19 protein-coding genes are annotated in these 22578 nt (G+C 43.8%); 12 read left to right on the top strand and 7 right to left on the bottom strand.

The features are described from left to right. Positions 1-74: 74 nt before the first annotated feature. Together folE2 and DS891_RS10610 are read left to right on the top strand one after the other, a co-directional pair. Positions 75-992 (top strand): GTP cyclohydrolase FolE2, encoded by a 918-nt coding sequence (gene folE2 / locus DS891_RS10615; RefSeq protein WP_174169770.1) that lies wholly within the window; start codon positions 75-77, stop codon positions 990-992. Between the two features lie 117 nt (positions 993-1109). Next, on the top strand, positions 1110-3260 hold the full coding sequence (locus DS891_RS10610) for a M3 family metallopeptidase (protein WP_174169769.1): 2151 nt from the start codon (positions 1110-1112) through the stop codon (positions 3258-3260). A gap of 222 nt (positions 3261-3482) precedes the next feature. On the opposite strand, the gene DS891_RS10605 is transcribed toward DS891_RS10610, so the two are convergent. From DS891_RS10605 to dinB, 3 genes are all read right to left on the bottom strand, one after another. Further along, positions 3483-5015, bottom strand: a complete 1533-nt coding sequence (locus tag DS891_RS10605) for a leucyl aminopeptidase family protein (protein WP_174169768.1) — start codon at positions 5013-5015, stop codon at positions 3483-3485. A 69-nt stretch (positions 5016-5084) separates the two neighbouring features. After that, the gene (locus tag DS891_RS10600; protein ID WP_010374688.1) at positions 5085-6770 is read right to left on the bottom strand and encodes a carbon starvation protein A; all 1686 of its coding nucleotides are present in this window, start codon (positions 6768-6770) and stop codon (positions 5085-5087) included. 122 nt (positions 6771-6892) lie between these two features. Further along, complete coding sequence (gene dinB / locus DS891_RS10595; RefSeq protein ID WP_174169767.1) at positions 6893-8017, bottom strand: DNA polymerase IV; 1125 nt, start codon at positions 8015-8017, stop codon at positions 6893-6895. A gap of 152 nt (positions 8018-8169) precedes the next feature. Between dinB and DS891_RS10590 the strand changes: the two genes are divergently transcribed. The 7 genes from DS891_RS10590 (at position 8170) to DS891_RS10560 (ending at position 13637) form a co-directional block, all read left to right on the top strand. Further along, positions 8170-9222, top strand: coding sequence for an aldo/keto reductase (locus tag DS891_RS10590; protein ID WP_174169766.1), 1053 nt, complete (start codon positions 8170-8172; stop codon positions 9220-9222). Positions 9223-9308: 86 nt separating this feature from the next. Further along, positions 9309-9821 carry an NUDIX hydrolase gene (locus tag DS891_RS10585; RefSeq protein WP_010605982.1) on the top strand — a complete coding sequence of 171 codons (513 nt, stop codon included), beginning with the start codon at positions 9309-9311 and terminating at the stop codon, positions 9819-9821. A gap of 72 nt (positions 9822-9893) precedes the next feature. Then, complete coding sequence (locus tag DS891_RS10580; protein WP_174169765.1) at positions 9894-10583, top strand: hypothetical protein; 690 nt, start codon at positions 9894-9896, stop codon at positions 10581-10583. 40 nt (positions 10584-10623) lie between these two features. Then, positions 10624-11130 carry an NYN domain-containing protein gene (locus DS891_RS10575; protein WP_010605980.1) on the top strand — a complete coding sequence of 169 codons (507 nt, stop codon included), beginning with the start codon at positions 10624-10626 and terminating at the stop codon, positions 11128-11130. Positions 11131-11274: 144 nt separating this feature from the next. Beyond that, entirely contained in the window at positions 11275-11865 is a 591-nt protein-coding gene (locus tag DS891_RS10570; protein ID WP_010605979.1) for a DUF2726 domain-containing protein, read from the top strand. Between the two features lie 108 nt (positions 11866-11973). Continuing rightward, a complete protein-coding gene (gene mtnN / locus DS891_RS10565; RefSeq protein WP_010605978.1) occupies positions 11974-12681 on the top strand; it encodes a 5'-methylthioadenosine/S-adenosylhomocysteine nucleosidase in 708 nt (235 codons plus the stop codon). Next, positions 12681-13637 (top strand): cobalamin biosynthesis protein, encoded by a 957-nt coding sequence (locus DS891_RS10560; protein WP_174169764.1) that lies wholly within the window; start codon positions 12681-12683, stop codon positions 13635-13637. Before mtnN ends, DS891_RS10560 begins: the two co-directional genes overlap by 1 nt. 62 nt (positions 13638-13699) lie before the next feature. Here DS891_RS10560 and tyrS read toward each other — a convergent pair whose 3' ends face one another. After that, the gene (gene tyrS, locus DS891_RS10555; protein WP_102057449.1) at positions 13700-14899 is read right to left on the bottom strand and encodes a tyrosine--tRNA ligase; all 1200 of its coding nucleotides are present in this window, start codon (positions 14897-14899) and stop codon (positions 13700-13702) included. A 151-nt stretch (positions 14900-15050) separates the two neighbouring features. Here tyrS and DS891_RS10550 point away from each other — a divergent pair, with 151 nt between their 5' ends. After that, on the top strand, positions 15051-16391 hold the full coding sequence (locus DS891_RS10550) for a peptidoglycan DD-metalloendopeptidase family protein (RefSeq protein ID WP_174169763.1): 1341 nt from the start codon (positions 15051-15053) through the stop codon (positions 16389-16391). Positions 16392-16451: 60 nt separating this feature from the next. Here DS891_RS10550 and DS891_RS10545 read toward each other — a convergent pair whose 3' ends face one another. Beyond that, on the bottom strand, positions 16452-17765 hold the full coding sequence (locus DS891_RS10545) for a M20 family metallopeptidase (protein WP_010605974.1): 1314 nt from the start codon (positions 17763-17765) through the stop codon (positions 16452-16454). Positions 17766-17893: 128 nt separating this feature from the next. Here DS891_RS10545 and DS891_RS10540 point away from each other — a divergent pair, with 128 nt between their 5' ends. Beyond that, positions 17894-19105, top strand: a complete 1212-nt coding sequence (locus DS891_RS10540; RefSeq protein WP_010605973.1) for an HD-GYP domain-containing protein — start codon at positions 17894-17896, stop codon at positions 19103-19105. Here DS891_RS10540 and DS891_RS10535 read toward each other — a convergent pair. Both DS891_RS10535 and DS891_RS10530 read right to left on the bottom strand, forming a co-directional pair. Further along, positions 19102-20085, bottom strand: a complete 984-nt coding sequence (locus tag DS891_RS10535; RefSeq protein ID WP_174169762.1) for a general secretion pathway protein GspB — start codon at positions 20083-20085, stop codon at positions 19102-19104. The genes DS891_RS10540 and DS891_RS10535 overlap by 4 nt on opposite strands. A gap of 8 nt (positions 20086-20093) precedes the next feature. Further along, complete coding sequence (locus DS891_RS10530) at positions 20094-21008, bottom strand: ExeA family protein (protein WP_174169761.1); 915 nt, start codon at positions 21006-21008, stop codon at positions 20094-20096. Between the two features lie 90 nt (positions 21009-21098). Here DS891_RS10530 and DS891_RS10525 point away from each other — a divergent pair, with 90 nt between their 5' ends. Next, the gene (locus tag DS891_RS10525) at positions 21099-22199 is read left to right on the top strand and encodes a tRNA nucleotidyltransferase (protein ID WP_174169760.1); all 1101 of its coding nucleotides are present in this window, start codon (positions 21099-21101) and stop codon (positions 22197-22199) included. Positions 22200-22578 lie beyond the last annotated feature (379 nt).

The following is a 22578-nucleotide window of genomic DNA, read 5'->3' as shown; positions in this document are numbered from 1 at the left end:
CCAAAACACACTCAGGAGAACAAAAATCAAACAGCAAAGATCAACAGGCCCTAGAAACCTCGTCGGAAATAAATATGACAGTATCTTTACCTGATGTTGCCTCTGGGCAGCTTGCAACAACAGCCTTACCGCTAAAGTGGGTGGGTATGGAAAAAATTGCCATACCTTTAGAAGTGGAAATATCAAGCACCTCTCACCAAAGGGTTAACGCTCTTGCAAATATTTTTGTTAGCCTTGATAAACCTGAGGCAAAAGGGATCCATATGTCCCGGTTATACATTCGCTTGAGAGAGATACTAAGTACGACTCCTTTGAATATTAAAACGATTGAAGCGTTATTAAAGGAGTCCGTTCAATCTCAACAAGGGTTGAGCAAAGCAGCCAAGCTTGAGTTACAGTTTGAAGTAACTATAGATAAACCAGCATTGTTGAGCGATCAATTCGGCTATCAAAGTTACCCTATCACGCTTAATTGTGAGTATATAAACTCAGAGCTTAGCTATGAGTTATCACTTACTATTGCCTATTCAAGTACCTGCCCTTGTTCAGCGGCGCTTTCTAGACAAGCATTAAGTGAAGAGATCGAAGAACAGTTTTCCCAAGAGGTGATTTCAAAACACGAACTAATGACGTGGATAACCTCTCTAAAAGGGAGCATTGCCACACCTCATAGCCAGCGCTCTTTCGCTTACGTAACAGTAAAACTAACAGAACGGACGTTGCCACTCATTCCAAACCTTATAAAAGCGCTAGAACAGGCCATTGGCACGCCAGTTCAAACTGCGGTAAAACGTGAAGATGAACAAGCATTTGCGAAGCTAAATGCAGAAAATCTAATGTTTTGTGAAGATGCCGCACGACGAGTCAAACAATTTTTAGAGCAAAACACACAGTTTGTTGATTATTGGTTCAAAATTGAACACCAAGAAAGTTTGCATGCTCACAATGCTGTCGCCATTGATAATAAGTTTCCGGCCCAAAAACTGACTTAAGAAACACTTATCTGCCTAAGATGCAAGAATCATGATACTGCCATTATTATGCGATAAAACACAACTACAAACACACAATAGATACACTATAACATTACAACAAATACTGAGAAGTTTATGAAAAAGACCATCATCGCCGTTGCGATTTACTCCACGCTTTTTGTCTCTGGTTGTTCAAATTATACAACGGAGGTGGCATCTAGCGTGCCTAAGAAAAGTGAATCAGTCCATCACAATCCACTGTTCAACGCCAGTACTTTAATCTACCAAACCCCAATGTTTGACCAGATCAAAGATGAACATTTTATGCCTGCATTTAAGTTGGGTATGGCAGAGCACCTCAAAGAAATCGCGCGTATTGCAACTAACCCTGCAACGCCTACGTTTGAAAACACCTTAGTTGCAATGGAAAAAAGTGGTGCACTGCTAAAGCGAACCAGTAGCGTATTTTTTAACTTAATAGGCACTGATAGCTCAGTAAAGCGTCGTCAATTACAAAAAGAACTAGCCCCAATGCTCGCAGAACACCGCGATAACATCAATTTGAACGCCGCATTATTTGATCGTATAAAGTCGCTTTATGATAATCGCAACACACTCGAACTAGACTCAGAATCAAAGCGTTTATTGGATGTTTACTACACCAACTTTGTGCGAGCTGGCGCAAAACTAAGTGCTGAAGATAAGGAGAAAATTCGCAAAATCAATGAAGAGCATTCATCTCTGACTACCCAGTTTTCACAAAACCTATTAGCAGAAACGTCTGCCATATCAGTGATTGTTGATGATAAAGCCGCATTGGACGGTTTAACAGAAAGACAAATTCTTGCCACTAAACGTGCGGCTGAAGCTGCAGGACATAAAGACAAGTACTTAATCGGTATTACCAACACAACTCGCCAACCTATTTTAGCGTCTTTAACCAACCGAGCACTTAGGCAACAGATTTGGCAAGCTTCTGCTTATCGTGCTCAGTCAGGTGATAATGACAATACTCAAATTATCATCCGGCTGGCACAGTTAAGGGCCGAAAAAGCAGCGCTGTTAGGGTATAAAAGCTGGGCAGACTACGGCCTAGAAAAGCAAATGGCTGGAAACCCTAAAGCAGTTTATGACATGCTTGGCAGCATGGTGCCGGCCGTTGTTTCCAACGTGGAAAAGGAAGCAGCAGATATTAAAACGTTTATTCAAAGCGAAGGGCACTCGTTCGACATCAAACCTTGGGACTGGGCATACTACGCTGAAAAAGTTCGTCAATCTCGTTATGACTTAGACGAAACAGAAGTGAAAAAGTACTTCGAATTTAATAACGTCTTAGAAAATGGTGTTTTTTATACTATGAATAAGCTGTACGGCGTAAGTTTCAAAGCTCGCCCTGACTTACCCGTGTATCATCCAGATGTTAAGGCTTATGAACTGATCGATAACAATGGTGAAAGCCTCGCGATATTCTTTGCCGACTATTTTGCAAGAGAAGGTAAACGTGGTGGAGCTTGGATGAATTCATTTGTAGGGCAATCTAAGTTATTAAACCAAAAGCCTGTGGTTATCAATGTCATGAATATTGCAAAGGCACCTGATGGTGAACCAACCTTTGTAAGCTACAGTGAAGTGACAACTATGTTTCACGAAATGGGACATGGCTTACATGGGATGTTTTCTGACGTAAAATATCCGAGTCTTGCTGGAACCGCTGTTTCTCGTGATTTTGTTGAGTTTCCCTCAACCTTTGAGGAAGACTGGGCTGCACACCCTGAAGTTATCAGTAACTATGCAAAGCATTACCAAACCGGGGAACCTATCCCAAAAACACTGCTTGATAAAGTGATCCGCTCACGAACTTTTAATATGGGCTACGATACATTGGAGTACATGGCATCTGCGCTCTTAGATATGGAGTGGCATACAATTTCACCTGAGCATGCACCCACTGATATCAATGAATTTGAACAAGCGGCACTGAAGAAGCATGGAGTCGCCCTCGATTACGTTCCACCGCGTTATAAATCAGCATTTTTTGCGCACTCTATGGGAGGCGGCTATTCTGCTGGTTACTATGCTTATATGTGGAGTGAAATATTAGCAGCCGACGCCTATGCATACGTACAAAAGCTCGGTGGCCTTAAACTTGAAAATGGCGAAAAATATCGTAAACATATTTTATCGGTTGGTAACTCAAGACCTGTAATCGACTCTTACAAAGCATTCCGCGGAAAAGAGCCAACGACTGAAGCGCTATTAAAACGCAGAGGACTAGCCCCTAAATAACCCACTACTTAGTTTACCCAACCAAAAAGGGAAGCTGCAATGCTTCCCTTTTATCAATCTTATACCAGTTGTATTAAGTAAATGATCTATCTTGAAGCAGGAAAATAGCTTTAGTAGCAAGGCAAAAATTTTGCTATTTAGTTGTTCTAAATGAGAAATTTTTAACGAAGCTAATACGCTATTTCACCCTTCAAATTGATTAGAGAATTAATTCAATTGGTATTAAATACAATACCGAGCAAACAAGCTTGCAACGGTTGCAGCGGTTGGTTTGCCATGCTGCCAGTCGCCACCTTCAACGCCGCTACCTGCAATATCCATATGTACATACGGAATTGGCAATTCTGCATTACAACCATGCTTGTCTAAGCCACCAACAATTGCCAAAAATGCCATTGGAAATTGGTGACCACGAGCGGTAACCGCCGATGGAGCGTTGTTGCTCGATAGCACATCATCCGCAAGGGTGCGTGGTTTTACAAAGTCATAGTCTTCGCGTCGGCTACGCGATACTTCCGCGCAGTCAGCCCATAGGTCGCCCATATCTGCAATCTTGCGAGATACTTGTGCTGCTCGTGCAGGACCATTCTCAACATAGGCACTGTAAGGGCCCATGGCGCGCGCTGCATGACCTGTCAGTGTTGCAACCGTAAAGATCTCAGGGTTTTTCTCACCCAGAGCTAAGTCTTTCGCTTCGCTGAGTAAGTCACCCATCGCCAAGCGACCTTCCGCATCAGTGTTACCAATACGAACGCGAACGCCTTCTCTGCTCTCAATGATTTCATCCGGCACGAAACAGTCAGAACCAATCGAGTTACGAACCACGGCAAGATAAGCAATTACCTTAATACCTTTTGGTTGGTACTTAGCAACCGCTTCCATAAAACCAACCACTGACGCCGCACCGCCTTTATCACGGCTCATGCCGGCCATAAAACCGCCCACTTTCAAGTCTGCACCGCCAGTATCGTACACAAGACCTTTGCCAACAAAGATAAGAGTACGTTCGACGTCACCTTCAGGCTCGTATGCCATTTTTACAACACGAGGATGGTGGCGCTCAACGGCGTAAGAGGCACGCGCTACCGTGCTTAAGAGTGGATACTGTTCATCCATAATTTTACGATCAGCGATAACCTCAACGTTTACCGCTGAACCTTGGAACAGCTCAACACAGTAGTCAGCAAAACGAGGCGGTGCCATGCGCTCAGGTTCTGTGCCACACAGATCACGCGCAGCATATTGGCCTGCAGCGATTGCGCTTAGTTGATCGCAGCATTGTGATGACGCTTCAAAAACATAAATCGCTTCGATTGGTTCAATCACTTCGCCACGGTACTCACGTGCTTCTAATGGCTGCCATAAGCCTTGGCAAGCACCTAAAAAGCTGACTGCACGCGCATTTTCGTAACGAGCATCGGCAGGCACATTTACAACAGCAAGCACAGGTTTTACCGCACCAGCCGCTTTCGCTTCTAAAATACCAGCCTTTGCCGCTTCAAAGTAACGGCGAACGTCATCGTAATCTCTGTCGATTGGTCCGGTTGGCGCAATCACCAAGCGCTTGCCAGGTACTTTGTCTGAAACAAGCAGGCTTGCCTTTTGCGCAATGCGCGCATCTACAGTTAAAAATGGTGCAGCAACTTCGTCAAGCTCCGCACTGCCAAGGTTTTGAATATCATGAGTAACAACAACGATAGCATCTGCATCGCTTTCAAATAGGGTGTTACAAGGTAATGCGATTGGAAAAGACATAAAAACGGCCCTTTTCTATATTAGAATTAGGGCCGACTATAGGTGATTTGTGGTCAAGTTCCAAGGGAACTACGACATATCACGGGCTTCATCTGGTTTCGCTTTGGTTTTGCTGATCACAGACCAAGCTTCTAACATCACCAAAATACTGACCACCAGCACGATAACGTCAAGCACAACCAACAGCCAATTGCCTTTTTGATAGTATTCACCTAGCTTGATCACTCCGGCAAAAAACGCCATCACCAGCACAAATACCATAGGGATCAAGGTGTACTTAGCGGGACGCCCTAGTTTGATAAGATACACAGAGATAACCAACAAGGTTAAGCTTGCCAAGATTTGGTTGGTTGAACCAAACAGCGGCCAAATCACCATACCACCACTACCCGATGCGCCACCAGCGCCAAAGGCGAGTAGCAAACAACATGCAACGGCCAACAAAGTCGCGATGATACCGTTGTTCAGGAACTTGATGTTATAGATCTCACCCCACTCTTGAATAATATAACGCTGAAGTCTAACGCCAGAATCCATGGTAGTGCCTGCAAAAAGTACAACCATAACGGCAAGTAAAGTTGATGCGATCTCGACTGGTAGTCCCCAACCTGTACTGATAAGATTTGAGCCACCGTTAATAAAGGCTGATACACTGCCAGCACCAAGGTGGCTATAAATTTCGTGCCACTCTTCAGGTGATACTGCGAGCATCACACCACTCACGGCGACCAAAGTGATAAGTGCTAGTGAGCCTTCACCAACTGCACCTAAGTAGCCGACAAAACGACCGTCTTTTTCTTTGTCTAGTTGTTTTGAACTCGTTCCCGACGAAACAATACCGTGGAAACCTGATACCGCACCACAAGCAATAGTCACAAACAGCAAGGGGATAATACTCGGGGTGTTTTCTACCGTTTGGGTATTAAACGCAGGCGCAGTGATATCTGGCATGACAACAAATACCGCACCATAAAGCAGGATCAACCCCACTAACAGCTGCATGCCGTTAATAAAGTCACGAGGTTGTAATAGCATCCAAACCGGTAACAATGACGCTACGGCAGCATAGATAAACAGAATGATGATCCAATTGGCTTTGTCGCTTAAACCAAACATTTCGGTTGGTAAGGTAATCGGCATACTACTGCCCATATAAATGGTCGCGTAGAGCACAATAACCCCGATAATACAGAGCGGTACTAGCGGCACTTTTCGTTTCAGCAATTGGCCGATGATAAGTGCCACGACGATAGCAGACCAAGCGGGGAATACCGCATTTGGGTTACCCACGAAGGAGTTTGCGATCACCACGCCGAACACGGCATTTACCATGAGCAGTACAAGGAAGACCACTATCATAAACAATGAACGTGTGCGCTTGCCAATTACGCTTTCAGACAACGCGCCCATCGACTTGCCTTTATGGCGAGCACTTGCCCACAGCGCGCCCATATCGTGAACACCCGCAAAGAATATGGTACCGAATACAACCCAAAGCACTGCAGGCACCCAGCCCCAATAAACAGCGATGGCTGGACCTACAATTGGTGCAGCACCTGCGACTGAAGTAAAGTGATGCCCCCACAATACCACTTTGTTAGTGGGAACATAGTCCACGCCATCCTCAAGCTCATGAGCCGGCGTGACAAAGTTGTCATCCATTTTAAATATTTTTTCAGCAATAAATTTGGAATAGACAAACCATCCAAATAACATCCCTATGATGCCGAAGAGTACGATCATTATGGATTGCATAATGCTTACCTCTTGTTGTTTTAATTACACGCAGTTCGCGTGATTAGTTTGTTGCACGACAACTTCGAAGCTAGCACAAAATAAACTAATTGCAGTTATCTTTTAGTCTAGGTAGGTCTGAATTAGCCATCAAAAAGTCCCAGTTGAGCTTGTGTGTTAGACTTTTCATTTAGCCCTAAGTGCAAGCCCACGAGGCGCACGGGTTTAAACTTTTGCCGTGCCATCGCTTCAATCAATAGCTCTTCGAAAACGGGCAAATCAATATGCTGGTATTGGCATTCTTTGGTGGTTTGGGTGAAATCGTAAAACTTCACTTTAACACCAAGCTTATTAAAGCCACGCTGTAAATAAGGCTGTGCTCGGCGAGTCAATTCAGGTAACAACTTTTCTTTTATGACTTGTTTTAAGGTATCAAGGTCGAGCGTGTCTTCTGCAAATGTGGTTTCAACGCCTATCGATTTACGCACTCTATCGGTCTCAACTCGGCGCTCATCAATACCTTGACAACGCCGCCATAATACAGCGCCAAACTTGCCAAATGACTGGCGTAACTGAGTTTCAGACAGTGCCTTAATATCTCGGCCATACTCAAGTCCCATGGCTAGCAAACGCTGTTGAGTCACTTTACCTACACCTGGAATTTTTTTAAGAGGTAACACATCAATAAAAGCGCTCACTTGGTGAGGCGGGATCACACACTGACCATTGGGCTTGTTTTCATCGCTGGCAATTTTGGCTAAAAACTTGATTGGCGCAATTCCCGCCGAAGCTGTAAGGCCCGTTTCTGCAACTATATCCGCTCGTATCTGCTCGGCGATAAGCGTTGCACTGCCATTACATTGCTGACACTCAGTGACGTCTAGATAGGCTTCATCCAAAGACAGTGGCTCAATTAGCTCAGTATAGCGGGTAAAAATAGCGCGAATTTGTTGCGATATTGCCTTATAGACCTCCATTCTCCCCGGTACAATCACCAGCTGAGGGCAGAGTTTTTTCGCTTGATAATTCGACATGGCCGATCGCACGCCATATTGCCGAGCAATATAGTTAGCCGTGGATAGCACCCCACGATGACTCTGCCCACCAATCGCCATCGGCACCTTTGCAAGCTCGGGGTTATCGCGCATTTCTACCGATGCATAGAACGCGTCCATATCAATATGAATAAATTTACGCACGTTAAAACACTGTCTAAATAAACAGTGTTTATTATGTGCTAATTTTCCAACTGTTGCAATCTTGAACATAGGCCTTAGTGTTCTGGGCTATACTTGTGTTGATGTCTGTTGCAAGTTGCACTGCAAAACAGAGATAATGCTAACAATATCAATACAGTTCAAAGTACTAAATCCGTTACTTTGGCTATATTTAACCATTCAGCAATCAATCAGGAGCCTGCATGAAGTACTCACGACTTGGTAGTAGCCCATTAGAAGTTTCGCGCATTTGTTTAGGAAGCATGACTTGGGGCGTACAAAACAACCAGCATGATGCCGACGAGCAAATCAATTATGCACTAAGCCGTGGTATTAACTTCATTGATACCGCTGAAATGTATGCGGTCCCTCCCTCACCTGAAACCTATGGTAAAACCGAAGCCATCATTGGCAATTGGCTAAAGCGGCACCAAGAAAAGCGCGAAAAGCTCGTGCTTGCAACCAAGATTGCAGGCAGCGGATTACCTTGGATCCGTGAAGGCGGTGCTATTACGGGACAATCTGTGATCCAAGCGGTGGACGATTCTTTAGCGCGCCTGAATACCGACTATATCGACCTCTACCAACTACATTGGCCAAACCGTACTTCACCGCATTTTGGTAAACAATGGCCTGGCATGGTGCCTTTGAGTGCGCTTGACCGCGACGAAGAACGCGCTGGTATGCTAGATATTTTAGAAGGCTTAGCGAGCTGTATTCAAGCGGGTAAAATTCGCCATTGGGGCCTTTCTGATGATACGCCTTGGGGCATTCACACTTACCTTAATTTGGCAATGCAACACAACCTACCTAAGCCGGTTTCAATTCAAAATGAGTTTAGCTTGCTACATGCCAAAGATTGGCCTTACTTGATTGAGAGTTGCGTAAACGAAGATGTTGCCTATTTACCTTGGTCGCCGCTGGCTGGTGGGATGTTGAGCGGTAAATATTTAGGGGGTGCAAGACCTGAAGGCAGCCGCTTTACCTTAGTGCAAAGACAAGGCTTATTTAGAGATACGCAACTAGCACAAGAAGCCGTTGCAAAATATTTAGAAATCGCCAAAGAATTTAATATGACTGCAGCGCAACTGGCGCTAGCTTGGTGCAACCAAGTCGATGGCGTGACTTCAACTATTATCGGCGCGACAACCATGGCACAGCTTAAAGAAAATATTCAAGCGTTTGAACAACCGCTATGTGCAGAATCTTTAGCCGAGATTGATACTGTATTTAAAGCGTACCCTGCTCCGTTTTAATATCTTCATTCGCGATACGCCGCTTTTACGCAGGCGTATCGTTTTGTAAACCCATTCTTGTTACCTAAATTGAAGTTAAAACCCCCATGCAAAGCTTAAACAACACCCCAGTCATTCCGCTTCAAGGCAGCTGCTTTACCAGAGAGACCACTCGCGCCATAGTCCTTAGAGGCAACGACATTCTTATGCTTTACACCAAACGTTATGACGATTACACCTTACCAGGTGGTGGCGTTAACGAGGGGGAAAGCTTAGAAGCAGCATTAGAGCGCGAGCTAAAAGAAGAAACTGGTGCAGTATCCATTACAGGTCTCACTCCTTTTGGTCGCTATGAAGAGTATCGTCCTTGGTATAAACCAGATCATGATAATGTACATATTATTTCTTATTGCTACGTTTGTGAGATATGTGGCAAATTTGATCTGCCAACAATGGAGAATTACGAACTTGCTAATGGTATGAAACCTTTGTGGATTAACATAAATCAAGCCATAGCCCACAATGAAGCTAAACTTGCTGATGCAAATAACAAAGGGATGTCCATTTTGCGTGAATTAACTTTACTGAAACACATATCGGCGCAACTAATCACAGAATAATTCGTCTATTGAGGGAACATTTACACGTTGATTAAGCTCTAACTCTGCATAACTCAAGGATTAATAAGAATAATGCGGCCGCTCCAAAACAACCTAATTAGTTTCACCATTATTGGCTCTATTGTGCTGCATCTACTGCTCGGCTGGTATTTGCAGCAAAGTATTTATATCCCCTCAAAGCCTTTAGAAATTAAGGCAATGAAAACCTATTTGGTTATTGAGCCTGCCAAGCCCAAGGTGGAGCATATTGAGACACCAGCGATAACTGAAGATAAGCCAGTAAAGGAGTTAAAACCGACGCTGAAGGACGATACGGTTGAAGTACTAAAAACTGCGCAAACGGAACCAAAAAAGCCTACGGTTGAAAGTACAACCAAGCACATAGCCAAAGCAGCAGTCGTCACGCAACCTAAAAAGTTAGACCATCGCAAAGCAATCTCTCAATTTCGTCAGCAACTTTTAGAGCGCACTCCCAGTGACGTTGTACTCAGCCAAAACCAAAAAAAGCCGCAGCAGATCACCGTGCCTAAAGCGCATCAAACCAGTGCTGCGAGCAAGCCAAGAGAGCTACTCGCATCCACACCACATTATAAAGTCTACCGTGAAAATGGCCTGTGCTATACTGAGGTTAGACTCGATCCGAGTATTCCTACACCAGAGGGATTAAGTAATAACTGGCGTACTCCGCCTCGCCCTTGCGATGGCGGTGCCATTAAAAAAGCCTATGATGCCGCGATGAGTAAATGGCTAAACAAACGCTAATCTTGCTATCATAAAGCAAATTTATTGCTAAGAGTCCATTATGGAAAAAGTCACCATTTTAGTTGACGCCCAAAATGTTTATTACACCACCAAGCAAGCCTACCAAACAGGCTTTGACTATAACGCATTTTGGCGTAAAGCAACGGCTAATCGCGAGGTATATCAAGCCATTGCCTATTCCAGCGAACGGGGTGACGACAAACAAAAGCAGTTCCAAAATATCCTGCGAGCGATTGGCTTTGAGGTGAAGTTAAAGCCTTATATTCAACGTGCCGATGGCTCCGCAAAATGTGATTGGGATGTTGGCATTACCATTGATGCCATGGAATGCGCGTCAGGATCCGATGTAATAATTCTAGTAACTGGCGATGGTGATTTTGATTTACTCGCGAATAAACTCAGAGATAAATACCATACCCGAGTCGAAGTTTACGGCGTGCCGCAGCTTACCGCCGCCTCACTGATCCGTGCCGCTAGTGAGTTTATTCCTATTGATAGTAAACTATTAATTAGTCGACGCAGGTCTGAAATACATCACGGCGATTAACACTGTCAGATACGTTCCTATACGACAAATAGTCCACCTCCATAGCCAACCACACAAATTCTTATGACTTGCCGTAAAGTAATTTTATGGCACAGCTATTGCTTATAAAACCACAGATGTCATTTTTTTGATTTGGAGTTTTGTATGGAATTTGCGTTACTTGCTATTTTGGCTCTAGTGGTCGTTGCTTCCATTGTCGCTTCTAAGTACACCGATGTGGGTGGCAATCCTTATCCATTTAATCGTAAAGAATCTGTTTTTACCACCGTTGAAGCATCGTTTCTACATTTATTAGAACGTGCCGTTGGCGATAGATATAAAATCGTTAGCCGCATTAAGCTCATTGATGTGATTGAGTGCAAGCCGGGTATCTCTCCAAAAGCACGTCGTGCTGCGGTAACTAAAGCTAAAAATAAGCAGTTGGATTATGTCTTGGTAGACAAAGAGACACTGAAAATTGTTGCCGCTGTTGACTTGGTCAATAACGCCAATAAAAACGGCCATAAAGCACAAAAAGATTGGTTTGTAAGTGGCGCTCTGGAATCTGCGGGTATTCCACACATTCGTATGAAAATCAAAAGTGGCTACCAAAGCGCTGAGGTCCGTGCGGCAATCCTATTCAAGCTTGGCCAAAAAGTGGAGATGCCAAAGAAAACCAGAAACCGCACCTACAAACCTGCGGTACTGTCTCCTTCACAGGCAAAAGCACAGTCAACTCAGTTGGCAGAAATCTAGCAAAACGGGCGTCAGCCCGTTTTTTGTTTTACCTATCAAAACCCCTTTCGTATAATAAAAGCAATTTTGACACTGGGGCTTTCCCCACCACAAATTAGGAATCTTTTGATGAAAGTAGGCATTATCGGCGCAATGGAGCAAGAAGTTACCATTTTGCGTAACACCATGGAAAACCCGCAAACATTGACCAAAGGTGGCTTTACTTTTTATACCGGCAAACTGGCTGGTCTTGACGTAACGCTTGTACAGTCTGGCATTGGTAAAGTGGCAGCGACGGTTGCGACAACTTTGCTTATCGACAACTTTGCGCCAGATTGCGTGATCAACACGGGTTCTGCAGGTGGCTTTGAACCATCACTAAACGTCGGCGATGTGGTGATTTCAAATGAAGTACGTCATCACGACGTAGATGTTACTGCGTTTGGCTATGAAATTGGTCAAGTTCCGCAAATGCCTGCTGCGTTTACTTCGCACACAAAATTAGTTGAAGCTGCAGAGCAAAGCGTACATGCGCTTGAAGGCATTCAAACTATGGTTGGTTTGATCTGTACGGGTGACTCATTTATGTGCGACCCAGTACGCATCGACAAGGCGCGTGCAGACTTCCCTACGATGTTAGCAGTAGAAATGGAAGGTGCGGCAATTGCGCAGGCTTGTCATTCTTTAAACACGCCATTTGTTGTGATCCGCTCGCTATCTGATATCGCCGGCAAAGAATCACCGCAATCATTCGAAGAGTATCTAGAAGTCGCTTCTGTTAACTCTTCTAAAATGGTGATGGCACTACTTAATAAGCTGGATAAGGTTACGCTTTAGTGCTCGACAGCTTGCTTCAGGCCCATGAGGGCCTGATCATTTTCTTACTGGCGATTTTTGCCAGTCTAGGGGTAAGGTTATCAACACTTTATCACCCTAATCTTATTCTTAGCCTTATATTTAAAGCGATTGCCGAAAAAGTTTATCGCCCCAAAGCGGCTTCTAGTTATCAACTGTTATCAGGCACACTGGGATTCCTCCTCCCTATATTAACCATCACCGTATTAACTTATGCGATTATTAGCTTTGCTTTTTATCCTAATTGGCTCGGTGGGCTGGTGTTGTTTTTATGCTTAGATATTAGCCATGAAAGCCGTGCTAAGCGTATTTCCGCGCTGATAAAGTCAAAGCAAAAAGTAACCGCAAGAGCCGTGTTGCAAGGAATGGTAGCAAGAGATGTAGAGAAGCTAACAGAGCTTGGTATTTGTAAAGCCACCATAGATAGCACCGCATTAAATACCCTGCGCCATTTTTTTGTCATTGCTTTACTGTATCTAATGGCAGGCCCCTATCTCGCGCTATTTTATAAACTGTTACTGCTATGCGACCATGCTTGGCGGCAAGTAATGCTCCCCTCAGCCCGTTTTATGACAAGCCTTTCCCGCGTGATTTGGCTCGTTGAGTTTGTACCCATTCGATTATTAATTACCTGCTTTTCATTGCTACTTAGACCAAAGCAAACTTGGCACTACATTAAATACTACGGCCGTCACTTTAGCCAAACGAATACCGGATGGGCACTGAGCTTTTTTGCCGCAAATTTACATACACAGCTCGCAGGGCCGCGCTTTTATTTTGGTGAACGTTATGATGTGATGCGGGTAGGTGCAAAAGCGCAACCCTCAGCTGAGCATATTCAGCATTTACTCGGGCTACTTAATCAAATGCGCTGGCTATTTATTGCTACTTCCGCCTTACTGCTTGTGATTATAAATTTTGCTAGCTTAATGTTGTAACAACCACAAAAAAGGCCAGTAAAACACTGACCTCTTCGGCTATAACAAGTAGATTAGCTTGTTTAGTTTACCGTAACTTTCGCAAACTTACGCTTACCTACTTGGTAGATTTCACAAGAACCTTTCGCAACTTCTAATTTTGTGTCTGTTACTTTATCTTCGCCATTTAGCTTAACCGCGCCTTGCTTGATCATGCGCATCGCCTCTGAAGTACTTGCCACTAAACCGGCTTCTTTTAGCAAGTTAGTGATAAACGTGCTTTCACCCTCAATAGTTACGGTGACTTCAGGGATCTCATCAGGTAAGGCATTTTTTTGGAAACGCTTGATAAAGTCTTGATGCGCCGCTTCAGCGTCAGCTTCACTGTGGAATCGAGCAATCATTTCTTTTGCAAATTCAATCTTAATGTCACGAGGGTTGCGGCCGCCTGCAACTTCTTCTTTAAGTGCAGCGATATCATCCAGTGTTTTTGCGCTTAACAATTCGTAGTAACGCCACATTAAATCGTCAGAAATCGACATCACTTTACCGAACATGTCGTTTGGCGCATCAGTAATACCGATGTAGTTACCTAGTGACTTAGACATTTTCTGTACGCCGTCGGTGCCTTCAAGTAGCGGCATCATCAGTACTGTTTGCGGCTTTTGCCCTTCGTCTTTTTGTAGCTCACGACCCATTAATAGGTTAAAGCGCTGATCGGTACCACCGAGCTCAACATCCGCCTCTAGTGCAACCGAGTCCCAACCTTGAACCAGTGGATATAAGAATTCGTGGATTGCGATTGCTTGGCCATTTGCATAACGCTTTTTAAAGTCGTCGCGCTCAAGCATACGTGCCACAGTTTGACGTGCAGCAAGCTTGATCATACCGGCTGTGCCAAGCTTTTCCATCCACTCAGAATTGAATGCAACTGTGGTTTTGGCAGGATCAAGGATTTTGAAAACCTGTTCTTTGTATGTTTCTGCATTTGCCAGTACATCTTCACGAGTGAGTGGCTTACGAGTTACATTTTTGCCCGTTGGGTCGCCAATCATACCGGTGAAATCACCAATCAAGAAAATCACCTCATGGCCTAAGTCTTGAAAGGTTTTCATTTTATTGATTAGCACTGTGTGTCCTAAATGCAAATCAGGCGCTGTTGGATCGAAACCCGCTTTAATACGTAGTTTTTTACCTGACTTCAGCTTTTCTTTTAATTCATCCTGCAACAGAATTTCTTCTGCACCACGGCTAATCTCTGCAAATGCAGTTTCTAAATCCACTATTCTCACTCCAACAGCTATAACTTGTAATCGCTCGATTCTAGCCTATATTTATCCGAGTTTAAATGCACAAAACGCTGGTATTACGGGTTTATTACGTATATCCTGCAATATTATCTACAATAATTCTTGACAGCAGAAAAGGCGCATTATGGTTCATGTGGTTCATAAGCTCCCCAAAAAGCACAAAGTGCTCATCATCGGCTTCCTATCTGCGATGGTCGGAATTGCCCTGATCCCCTCTGAAAAAGCAACGGCTTCAAAAGACAATGACGGAAAAGCTTTAGAAGTTGGGAAACGTTACGAGTTGCCAGTAAAAATATCAGAAAAAACAGAGCAACTTACTGAATTAGATGCAGCGCCAGTCATCACGCCTGAGTCTGCCCCTAAACAACCTGTATTTGAATTTAAAGACCACGAAGTGAAGTCTGGCGACAGCCTAGCCGTGATTTTTAAGCGCGCAGGTTATTCTGCCAAAACGTTACACAATCTGGTCAATACCAACGCAGAAACCCGCAAGCTGACTAAAATCCACCCGGGAGAAGTGCTTAGCTTTGCTAGCAATGATGGTGGTGAATTAGCTCAATTAAAATACATCTTGTCAAAAACGGATACCTTATTGGTCACCCTAAACGACGAGGGTAATTACGAAACCAAAATCGAAAGCAAGGAAATCGAAAGTCGCGAAAAATCGGCAGGTGGCAAGATCAATTCCAGCTTCTGGAGCGCTGGTATTTCAGCGGGTCTTAGCGAACGCCAAATAATGAACTTCGCCGATATTTTTGGTTGGGATGTCGACTTTGCAAACGATATTCGTAAGGGTGACTCTTTCGCTTTAGTGTTTGAAAAGCACTATGTAGACGGTGAAGAAATCGGTAATGGTAAAATTATTGCCGCAGAATTTATCAATCAGGGCGAGCGTTACAGTGCGGTTCGTCATACTGATGACGAGTTCTATACCCCTGAAGGCCGTAGCATGAAAAAAGCCTTCTTAAGAGCACCAGTTAACTTCAAATATATCAGCTCCAGCTTCAATCCGCGTCGCCTTCACCCTGTGACTGGCCGAGTATCGTCTCACAATGGTATAGACTATGCGGCACGCGTAGGCACGCCGGTGGTTTCCTCTGGTAATGGTAAAGTACTAAAGTCTGGTTACAATAAACTCAATGGTAATTATGTGTTTATTCAGCACGGCAGTAAGTATGTGACTAAGTACTTACATTTGAATAAGCGTGCTGTTAAGACAGGTCAAAAAGTGAAGCAAGGGCAGAAAATTGGTACTGTCGGCTCAACTGGCCGCGTGACAGGTCCTCATCTTCACTATGAGTTTTTGGTGAACGGCGTACACCGAAATCCTAAAACGGTAAAACTGCCAAAGTCTGAACCATTACCTCAGTCTGAGCTCGCTAAGTTCAAACCCATTGCAGATGCGATGCTGGTAAAACTAGAGCGCAATAGAGAGTTAATGCTTGCAGCAGCAAACAAAGACTAAAAACTAAAAGGTAGCCAAGGCTACCTTTTTACTATGCTAGATAAAAATGCTAGATAAAGCTTATTTTTGATTAAACAAAGCAAGTGCACTATTAGTCATCGCTCTAACTCCAGTTGCGATGGCGATAGGGTAATCTGGCGCAAAGTGACTAGAATGCAATGAAGGTAAAGGCTCTCCGCTTTTTTGTGCCGCATCGAATACCGCTTGATTAACACCACCTAGCCAAAAAATTGTAATTGGTACATTGTCGTCAGTACGGCCATATAAACCGAAATCTTCACCAGCCATCACCGGCTGAGATTGCTCAACATTTTCTGCACCAATTTCCTGCTTAATAGCGCTAGTTACAAACTTAGCCAACTCCGGATTATTATACGTAGATGGAATGCTTTCGCTTTCATGAACGATAACCTCAGGCACAAGACTGTCCTCCAATCCTGCACTTTTTGCTATGCCTGCAGTCAGGCGTTTTATCGCCGCAATTTGTTGCTCACGCACATCCGGATTATAAGAGCGTAGCGTCAGTTGAAGCTTCACTTCGTTTGAAATGATATTGTGCTTAGAACCACCGTGAATAGAGCCTACAGTGATCACCGACGGCTCTAACGGAGAGATCTCTCGTGATGTAATGGTCTGTAGTCCTAGTACAATTCGAGATGCTAGTACCACAGGGTCGATGGTAGTATGTGGATAGGCTCCATGCCCCCCTTTACCCTTGACAATGATGTCAACTGAGTCAACATTCGCCAATGCATAACCCGGTGCGATCGCCACTTTACCGGCAGGAACCGCAGCACTTACATGCAAACCAAGCACATGATCGGGTTTAGCAAACTGAGTATACAACCCTTCCTTCAACATCGCTTTTGCGCCGCCACCCACTTCTTCAGCGGGTTGAGCAACTAACATCAATGTACCTTGCCACTTTTCCTTGTTAGCCATTAGCTGTTTTGCCGTGCCGATTAAACTGGTCATATGGATGTCGTGACCACAACCGTGCATCACACCAACCAAATTCCCCGCATCATCTTTCACTTTAACTTTTGACGCGTACGACTTCCCTGTTTCTTCAATAATTGGCAAACCATCGGTATCGGCTCGGATCATCACCGTTGGACCATCACCATTTTTCAGCATGCCAACAACACCAAAGCCACCCACATTTTCAGTCACGTCATAACCAAATCTGCGCATTTCATCCGCCAAACGCCCTGCTGTTTTTTCTTCTTTATAAGAGAGCTCAGGGTTTTGATGTAAATGTAGGTACAAAGACTCAAGTTCAGGCATAGACTCTGCAACTTGTTGTTTCAAATTGGCATTCGCATGCCAAGACAACGTGGCAATGAGGCCTAATACCAAGGGAGATAAGCGCATAAGATAGACTCCTTTTTGTTTCTTTCAGGATGCGGGTTTATTGGGGGAAAATCAATCATATTTATATTTTAATCCTTTCTATTTTACCAAGTTTTGCTACGCTTAAAGACACAACTTAAGGAACCTTCATGCCAGAGATTAACATTAATATCAGTGATTTAGAGCCAGGTATGTTTGTTGTCGGTGTGACAAAGCAGACAGGCTCAGTTGCGATTAAAACCAAAGGCTGGGTGAGAACGAAAACAAGCATTACAAAACTACAAAAGAGTGGTGTTTTAGAGGTAACGGTCGATCCCAGTAAGCGCCTTTCAGAACACGACCCTCACGACGAACCACCTCATGATGAAAATATAGAAGAGCCGCATAAACCAGAGCATGATCCATGGCAGAGCAAGTGTAGTGTTGATGCAGAAATGCAACACGCAGTGACACTTTACGACGAAGCAAAAGCAATTCAAAGCAAAGCGTTCGCGGATATTAAAGCGGGTAAAGCGATAGAAATAGAGGCTTTTAAAGCAACAGCAAGCGGCTTTATTGACTCCGTATTTCGCAATCAAGATGCACTATCCTGTATCGCGCGGATCAGAGAAAAAGACGCCTATCTATTGGAGCACTCTATTAATGTTTCTATCTTAATGGCTATTTTCTGTAAGCACCTAGGCTATTCGAGAGAGTTAACCGAGGAGATGACCACAGGCGCGCTACTCCACGACATTGGTAAGATAGAAATTCCCGACGATATTTTACATAAGCCTGGAAAACTGAGCCTCGATGAGTATCACATCATGAAGTCTCATGCTAAATATAGCTTTGATATTTTGCTCAATGCAGGTCTTGGACGAGTTGCTTGTGAAATAGCAGGCTATCACCACGAGCGCCTAGATGGCACAGGGTATCCTTATGGCAAAACTGCGGACGAACTTCCTCAGCATGTGAGAATGGCAGCTATCGTTGATGTTTATGACGCATTGACCGCTGAGCGCGTCTATAAAGAGGGCATGACACCAATTAAAGCGTTTAAGTTAATGCGTGAAGGCTGCCCTCACCATTTTGACGAACAACTACTAAGCCGGTTTATTGCTTGCATTGGCGTATACCCTGTGGGTACTTTAGTAAAACTCACTAGTGGGAAGGTCGGTGTTATTGCCCAAAGCAATCCCAAAACGCCACTAAAACCCGTTGTTAAAGTGTTTTATCACGCTAAGCACATGCATTACATTGAAGTTCAAGATATCGATTTAAGCGCGAAAAAAGCAAACGATGAGCTAGAGTCAGCGATCAAGCCCGAAGAATTCAAGCTTGATCTTATTCGGTTTTTTAAACATTCAATGCTGCCTTAATATGAAGGCAGCCAGTCCTCCATTGCCTCAAGGCTGAATTCAATACCGTCGAAATCAAAACGTGTTTGCTCTGGTGTAATTTCTACAACGGTCAAAGCCCCTAGACTATCACCCTCATATAAAGGTCTATTGTTTATTTTTATCCACCGCTCATGGGAGTCGGTAGCATAAATATGTGCTTGATAGCGCAAGCTTGGAATACTATTTTGCAATTGGGCAGGAAGCAGCGCGATGGGCGTAGCTGAAGCAGACTCCTTAGTAGTAGCAAGCACCTCTGGCTCTTCATGCGGTGCTGTTTCTTTTACCGCCTCTGCAAAGGCTTTTTTAAGTTCTTCTGATACCCCGGCAAGTTCATCATCTTGTGGTTTTGGCTTAGCGCCAAATACACGATAGCCCGCGTACTCCCCAGCCGTTTGGACTTCTCCTGGGGATAAGTCTTGAGTAACCTGATTAGGTTGAATGACATCCGATGTAGGGATTGACACGACAGGTACAGCTTTAACAGAGTCTACCGGTACCAATTGTTGTTGATATAAAGGCTTGCCTTGGTTATCAACGCCAATTTGCACAGACACCCACTGGAAGTGCTGCTCAGGCTCAGCAGTTTGTGCCTCTAGATTAGAATTAACAGTGTTGTTTGTCGCTGAAGTAGCCGCTGGTGTACTCACTTCTTGACTAGCAACACTAGCCTTTTTCACCTGCTGATTATTCTCCACCGCAAGATCTGTAGAAAGCTCAGCTTGCTCTTCTTTTTTCGCCTCCACTTTAGTCGTTACTGCTGGTTGCACTTCTGCTGGGGTCGTTATCTTACCGATATAATACCCCACCCCAAGTGAAGACAAAGACAAGAGACCCGCACCGGCATAGGTAACGAGCTTTTTATAGAAAATGAGTTGGGCGTCTTGGCGTTGACTCAAATAATCCTGTTCGGCATCTGCACCTTGCTGCGACTGTTTCATAGCTCTTGTTAAATACGACATGTTTCCCTCTACACCAATTTTGCCAAACCAAAGCCCGCAACAAATAACATACCAAGCCAAACCGAAAAAAATAATGGCACGCGACTCTTTTCTTGGCTTGCAACTGGCACTAAATTAGTGGGTAGCGCCTCCTTTGCTGCTTGAACAGCGATTGCTTTCGTTACCTGAGTTTGCGATGCCGAGTATGCCCCTAATAAACACCTGTCGGCCAACAAATTTATTAATCTTGGGATCCCTGCTGTCACTTGATGTACATAGGCTACCGCATCATGGTGGAACAAAGCTTGCTGACAACCGGCTTTTTGCAGACGATGCTGTATATAAGCAAACACTTGCGATTCGCTAAGTGGCAGCAAGTGATAACGCGCCGTGATCCTTTGTGCTAATTGCCGCAGCTCGTTGCGCTGCAACAAATGCTGTAGCTCTGGTTGACCCACTAATACTATTTGTAGCAATTTTTTATGATCTGTTTCAAGGTTAGTCAGCAGCCTAAGCTGTTCAAGTACCTCCGGTGCTAAATGCTGAGCTTCATCAATGATCAACATTGTATGACCACCACTATGATGGTTCTCTAACAATCTATGCTTAATCACATCGGTAAGCGATTTTAACGTGGCGTTGTTGCTGTCATAGTCAATTTCCAGCTCATCACAAATCGTCGCAAGCAGTTCAAGCTCCGATAGCGATGGGTTAAGTATAAAAGCAACCTTCGTTGATTCAGGCAACTGAGCCAGCATACTCCGTGTAACTGTGGTTTTCCCCGTACCAACCTCACCAGTCAGTAGTACAAAGCCACCCGCGTCACCCAACCCATAGGTTAAATGTGCAAGTGCTTCCTTGTGACGTTCGCTAAGGAATAAGAATTCAGGATTTGGTGCAATCGAGAAGGGTTTTTCAGTTAACCCAAAATAGCGTAAATACACGACTTGTCTCTTTATTGTTATGATGCGCTCTATAATGGCAAAATCCGGTTCAAGATAAAACCTTGAATCGCATAAAATGGAATATAGCAAATGAAAATCTATCTCGTCGGCGGTGCAGTTAGAGATGAACTGCTAGGGCGCCCAATAAAAGAAAGAGATTATGTGGTCGTTGGCAGCACACCAGAGCAAATGAGTGAGCTGGGCTATCAGCAAGTTGGCAGCGACTTCCCTGTATTCTTACACCCCATCACAAAAGACGAACACGCTCTTGCGCGCACCGAGCGTAAAAGTGGTCAAGGATACACTGGGTTTATTTGTGATTTTGGCCCAGAAATAAGCTTGGAAGAAGATTTACTTCGCCGAGATCTTACCGTTAATGCAATTGCTAAAGATGATGATGGTTCGCTTATTGACCCCTATGGCGGTCAAAAAGATTTAGAAAACCGAATATTACGCCATGTCAGCAGCGCTTTTAGTGAAGATCCACTTAGAGTGCTGCGAGTAGCGCGTTTTGCAGCTCGCTATAAAGAATACAACTTCACCATTGCAACTGAAACTTGGCACCTTATGCAAACCATGGTCGCTAACGATGAATTAAAAACCTTAACCAAAGAGCGTATTTGGCTAGAAATAGAAAAAACAATACAAGATAACGGATTAGGACACTTTCTAAATACGATCTCAGCGTTAGGTGCACGTGAATTTGTTTCTCCATACATCCCAGAGTGGGATCAAGCAGCATATGGAAAATTTCAAGGTGCACTCTCTAGACTTGAAAAGAATGATGAGTTGGATGGATTAGCACAATTCAGCCTTGCCTGTTACTTTTCGGGTACTTGCTTGATTCAGTTAGCGCAAGCAAAACGATTTAAAGTGCCTAATATTTACTTAGAAAGCAGCAAAGAGCTTATCGCAAATCTCGATTTATTGAGCAAAGAAAGTAAAACCCCTGATGAATGGCTTATTATCTTACAAAATATAGACGCATGGCGCAGACCTGAGAAACTAGAGCGCTTTTGTTATATTTGTAGCAAGGTAAGTGATAATTTACGTGCTCTTTGTGACAAACTTACACAGAACTTTTTAGCAACTCGCAACATCGATGTACAAGAGATCATTGCAGACGGCTACCAAGGAAAGGCTATTCAAGAGCAGCTCAAACTCAGACGCTTAAAAGCTATGCAAAATTAGCTATTTTCCATAAAGAGATAGGTTGATTTTCGGCCTATCTAAAAAAGTTCCCTGTCGAATTCCCCTCAAAACATCAAGTGCTCACTTTTAGCACAGCAAAACCCACATAAAAATTACAATTCCAGCTACAAAAAAGCTTAAATTTCAAACTGAAACTTATATCATTTCTATCAAATTTAAATTTATTGTTCTCAAAACAATAACAGCATTTGTAAACACTTACTAACCGTAAATAAAAGATGACACAAAGAGCCACCATAACCAACTGATTATAATAAAGAAAACCAAATAAGGAACAACAAAATCACACATTACACCTTTTTTAAACATCATACACATTTAGACAAAACCCATATTTAACAATTGTTTATGGTAAAAA

It is taken from the genome of Pseudoalteromonas sp. JC28 (genome assembly GCF_013319255.1).
Classification (GTDB): domain Bacteria; phylum Pseudomonadota; class Gammaproteobacteria; order Enterobacterales; family Alteromonadaceae; genus Pseudoalteromonas.
This window is presented reverse-complemented; position numbering and strand designations above follow the sequence as displayed.

Coding starts and splice junctions, on each gene's coding strand:
- folE2 (WP_174169770.1), top strand. CDS start 75: ATGACAGTATCTTTACCTGATGTTGCCTCTGGGCAGCTTGCAACAACA.
- DS891_RS10610 (WP_174169769.1), top strand. CDS start 1,110: ATGAAAAAGACCATCATCGCCGTTGCGATTTACTCCACGCTTTTTGTC.
- DS891_RS10605 (WP_174169768.1), bottom strand. CDS start 5,015: ATGTCTTTTCCAATCGCATTACCTTGTAACACCCTATTTGAAAGCGAT.
- DS891_RS10600 (WP_010374688.1), bottom strand. CDS start 6,770: ATGCAATCCATAATGATCGTACTCTTCGGCATCATAGGGATGTTATTT.
- dinB (WP_174169767.1), bottom strand. CDS start 8,017: ATGTTCAAGATTGCAACAGTTGGAAAATTAGCACATAATAAACACTGT.
- DS891_RS10590 (WP_174169766.1), top strand. CDS start 8,170: ATGAAGTACTCACGACTTGGTAGTAGCCCATTAGAAGTTTCGCGCATT.
- DS891_RS10585 (WP_010605982.1), top strand. CDS start 9,309: ATGCAAAGCTTAAACAACACCCCAGTCATTCCGCTTCAAGGCAGCTGC.
- DS891_RS10580 (WP_174169765.1), top strand. CDS start 9,894: ATGCGGCCGCTCCAAAACAACCTAATTAGTTTCACCATTATTGGCTCT.
- DS891_RS10575 (WP_010605980.1), top strand. CDS start 10,624: ATGGAAAAAGTCACCATTTTAGTTGACGCCCAAAATGTTTATTACACC.
- DS891_RS10570 (WP_010605979.1), top strand. CDS start 11,275: ATGGAATTTGCGTTACTTGCTATTTTGGCTCTAGTGGTCGTTGCTTCC.
- mtnN (WP_010605978.1), top strand. CDS start 11,974: ATGAAAGTAGGCATTATCGGCGCAATGGAGCAAGAAGTTACCATTTTG.
- DS891_RS10550 (WP_174169763.1), top strand. CDS start 15,051: ATGGTTCATGTGGTTCATAAGCTCCCCAAAAAGCACAAAGTGCTCATC.
- DS891_RS10545 (WP_010605974.1), bottom strand. CDS start 17,765: ATGCGCTTATCTCCCTTGGTATTAGGCCTCATTGCCACGTTGTCTTGG.
- DS891_RS10540 (WP_010605973.1), top strand. CDS start 17,894: ATGCCAGAGATTAACATTAATATCAGTGATTTAGAGCCAGGTATGTTT.
- DS891_RS10535 (WP_174169762.1), bottom strand. CDS start 20,085: ATGTCGTATTTAACAAGAGCTATGAAACAGTCGCAGCAAGGTGCAGAT.
- DS891_RS10525 (WP_174169760.1), top strand. CDS start 21,099: ATGAAAATCTATCTCGTCGGCGGTGCAGTTAGAGATGAACTGCTAGGG.